Here is a 3,696-nt window from a genome sequence, read left to right on the forward strand (position 1 = left end):
ACCTTAATTCTGTAAAAGCTAAGGCTGCTTTATTTGCTTTTCCGACTTCATTAATCTTTGCAGATAAATAAGTTTGAATCAGACTATGTTCTCCCTGGGGCATGGGTTTTTGTTCTATTTGTCCATTAATATATTCACTAGAAGGTTTTGTTTCAGGAAATCCTAAAAAATCCTCTAAGGTGATTTTTTTTTTAATTTGATTAACGGCAACCATTTTTTACCTCCTAACAACGTTTGGTTAGTATAGTGCTTTATTTTTACTCTGTACTTAACCGACAAGTTGCCCCCCCATCCACAACTAACCCTTGACCTGTCATAAACGAAGATCGACCCCCATCAGCCAAAAAATAGATCGCCTCAGCAATTTCTTGAGGTTGACCCACACGACCAATAACGTGCTTAGATCCCAACTGTTCTACTAAATCTACCATATTGTCTCCCTGCAAATGCCCTCGACTTAAACCCGAATGTAACATCGGCGTATCTACAGCCCCCGGAAGCACCGCATTGACTCGAATCTGATCGGGTGCTAACTCAATTGCTAAGGCTCGCGTTAAGGCTAACATCGCCCCTTTACTGGCAGCATAAGCCGCAATATTAGCAGAAGTGGCGATCGCATGAACCGAACTCACATTCACAATTGCTCCTCCCTGAGATTTCATCAAAGGATAAAGCTGACGGACACCTAAATAAACTGAGCGGACATTGACCGCCATCACCCGATCCCATTCCTCCGGTGTTGTTTCTACCAAAGATTTACAAACTTGGATAGCCGCATTATTCACAATAGCCGCTATATTTTTAACCTTTTCTGACAGTTGGTGGGCGATATTTTCCCAAGCCAAAGTATCAGAAACATCAGCCCGAATCAACAAGTCAACTCCAGTTAAATCAGGGATAACTTCACCGAGATCAACGCCTACCACATACCAGCCATTTTTTTGAAACAACTCAGCAGTAGCCCTACCAATACCGCCTAAAACCCCAGTTATTAAGACAACTTTACTCATTATATTTATTTATCTCTAAATAAAATAGTTTTGGCTAGTCGTTTATCTTAGCACTACGTTAAACAATAGACATTAGCTTTCCTGTTTGATTCTTTAATTTTCTAATCCCAACCCCTGTAACAGATTATTAATCGCCATTTCATTCACCCGCAATACAGCTTCCCTCGTATGAGAACCATTATGGGTTCCAAAAATACATTGCTCAAACTGACGTAAGGGACTCTCCATCGCTAAGGGCTCCATTTCAAACACATCTAAAGCCGCCCCCGCCACTTTCCCAGACTGTAAAGCTTCTGTTAACGCGGTTTCATCAATTAATGGGCCTCTCGCTACATTTACCAAACGCACCCCAGGTTTCATCAAATCAAACTGGTGATGACTCAATAAATGATGGTTTTCGCGGGTCAAATTACAAGAAAGGGCTATAAAATCTGATTGTTGCAACAAGTCCTCAAAACTAACCGATTTAACACCTAATTCGGTTTGAACAGTATCAGGAATCGGCATCACATCATAACCCAGGATGGACATCCCCACCGCTACACCCCGTTTCACAATTCCTCGTCCAATACTCCCCACACCAATGACACCCAGGGTTTTACCCCGTAGAGTCATCCCAGGAATTTGCAGCCATCCTCCTGAACGCACAGATTGGTCTAATTTATGTAAGTGTCTAGCTAATAGGATAATATAACCCAATGCCACATCCGCCACTTCGTCGGAAAAAACATCCGGGGTATTTTTGACCAAAATCCCTAATTCTTTTGCTGCGTCCCGGTCAATGGAATCAACACCAATGCCCCATTTGGCGACAATTTTGAGGCGTTTTCCCTGTGCCAAAACCTTAGCAGTAAAAGGATCATCCCCAGCAATTACCCCATCAAATTGATCAATAATTTCTAATAGTTCCGCCTCACTCATTTGCTGCACGATAGAAGGAACTACAATCTCAATATTTCGTTCTGCAAAAAAGGAACGATAGAGGTCAATGGTTTTTTGTAAATGGGGGCAGGTAATTAAAACGTTCCAGGTCATATAGTTTTAGTTTTGATTTAATTCTTTATACAATAATTCCGCAACTTTAAAGTCTAATTCTTCATCAATATCCACTGCTTGTAACCGTTCAATTTCAAACATAAACGGTCGATCTCCAATTCGATTATGTTTGGATTCTAAAATCTCACGAGTGAAAATATATAAACAAGAATTTTCTTCATAAATAGGCGGTAAATCTTGGGTTCTCAGTAAAATCGCTGGATTATGATTAACTGCCCTGGCTAAACTATCCCACAATCGAGTTTGCAGTCGAGTCACCCCAAAGAGGGAATCATACATGGGATAATTATTTAAGAACTTTTCAACAGCATCTGTAATGGTTTCTGCCGCCAATAAAGGGTTTGTGCTGTGGGTTTGCAGATAAAAATCAGCTTCTACCTGCCGAACACTATTGAGCAGAACATCATTCATTGGTGTTGTTCCGGCTCTCAGATGTTCTGGACGTTCTAATAGTTTAACTTCGGGAAAATGTAGGGCTGCATCCTCCTGAATATTAGGGCTATCGGTATCAATTACCACTTCAGAAATGAGAGGGCAAGCTAACAGATTCCTAACCACACAATGATATAACGGTTGACCCGCAAAATCTCGATAGTTTTTACCCGGAACTCGTTCACTGCTATGTCGCATCGGCACAAAGGCGACGATTTTGGGGGAACTCATATTAATATCAATCCCAGAAATTAATGATCTTTTTCAATTAAAACAGCCCGAGCCGGGGAACCGTCAGAGCCCACCAGTTTCAAAGGCAAACAGACTAAATCATACAACCCCGGGGGGACATCTGTTAAGTTTAATCCTTCTACAATCACAACTCCAGCCCCCAATAGGATTTCATGGGTGAAGGGGCTATCGTAATAGCGTTGTACCGACAGATAATCCACCCCAATTAACTGAATCCCATGATCCACAACCCACTGGGCTGCATCAGCCGTTAATGCTACAAAATCTATTTGAAATTCCGAGACTTGATTAGCCCACAGTTGGGAGTTGCGGGTTCGCAGCAGTAGGCGTTGAGTATTGGGAGGAAGTGCCAATGCTTCTAAATCTTCGGGAGTAACCGCACTTATTTCGGGTAAATGGGCAACAACAGCACTCCCAATTAACACCTCTAAGGATAACTGTTCAACGGTTTTACCTCCAGAAACAAAATGGCAAGGAGCATCAACATGGGTGCCAATATGAACATCGGTTTCGAGTTGAGAAACGTTAGCCACTTCTCCAGCATCTATTTGCATCGTTTGAAACAATCGAAACCCTGGACTTCCTGGCCATACTGGAATTCCTGAGTGTAAAGGCACTGAAATATCAATGATGTTGGGCAACTTGGGTCTCCTTGGGCAAACTACTGTAGTCAATCAGACGATGGGTTTCGTTGTTATCGGTTTCGGAAAGTTGGGGACGGATCAACCCATTAGGATAATAAAACCTTTGTTTCAGTTGATTGCTGAGGCGTCCTTGTTGCCTAAATCCTTGATAGGTTCCCCAGAATTGCATTAAGCGAAAGCTGAAAATTTCATTGATATTATCCCAGAATTGTTGATCGTGCCAAGCGTGATAATAGTCACTCAACAGATTACCTGTGAACAGGCGCAGAAAATCAATGAAATAAAAGTGTTCTTGGGGGAAA

General features: G+C 41.9%; 5 protein-coding genes and 1 pseudogene. All 6 read right to left on the reverse strand.

What is annotated here, in order from left to right:
- Positions 1–214: Uma2 family endonuclease (locus PL9214_RS12415; protein ID WP_139295047.1), on the reverse strand; the 214-nt coding region annotated here is incomplete at its 3' end.
- A 43-nt stretch (positions 215–257) separates the two neighbouring features.
- Entirely contained in the window at positions 258–1,010 is a 753-nt protein-coding gene (locus PL9214_RS12420) for an SDR family NAD(P)-dependent oxidoreductase (protein ID WP_072719136.1), read from the reverse strand.
- 93 nt (positions 1,011–1,103) lie between these two features.
- Positions 1,104–2,045 (reverse strand): phosphoglycerate dehydrogenase, encoded by a 942-nt coding sequence (locus tag PL9214_RS12425; RefSeq protein WP_072719137.1) that lies wholly within the window; start codon positions 2,043–2,045, stop codon positions 1,104–1,106.
- A gap of 6 nt (positions 2,046–2,051) precedes the next feature.
- Positions 2,052–2,729: an acylneuraminate cytidylyltransferase family protein gene (locus tag PL9214_RS12430; protein WP_072719138.1), complete on the reverse strand. Its 678-nt coding sequence runs from the start codon at positions 2,727–2,729 to the stop codon at positions 2,052–2,054.
- Between the two features lie 20 nt (positions 2,730–2,749).
- Positions 2,750–3,391, reverse strand: coding sequence for a cyclase family protein (locus tag PL9214_RS12435; protein ID WP_072719139.1), 642 nt, complete (start codon positions 3,389–3,391; stop codon positions 2,750–2,752).
- A pseudogene (locus PL9214_RS31245) lies at positions 3,375–3,696 on the reverse strand (glycosyltransferase family 2 protein); the annotation flags it as partial. The pseudogene PL9214_RS31245 and the gene PL9214_RS12435, both read right to left, overlap by 17 nt.

The organism is Planktothrix tepida PCC 9214, assembly GCF_900009145.1.
Lineage (GTDB): Bacteria > Cyanobacteriota > Cyanobacteriia > Cyanobacteriales > Microcoleaceae > Planktothrix > Planktothrix tepida.

Bases quoted from the DNA above. Each gene is read 5' to 3' on its own strand.
- PL9214_RS12420 (WP_072719136.1), bottom strand. From the start codon at position 1,010: ATGAGTAAAGTTGTCTTAATAACTGGGGTTTTAGGCGGTATTGGTAGG.
- PL9214_RS12430 (WP_072719138.1), bottom strand. From the start codon at position 2,729: ATGAGTTCCCCCAAAATCGTCGCCTTTGTGCCGATGCGACATAGCAGT.
- PL9214_RS12425 (WP_072719137.1), bottom strand. From the start codon at position 2,045: ATGACCTGGAACGTTTTAATTACCTGCCCCCATTTACAAAAAACCATT.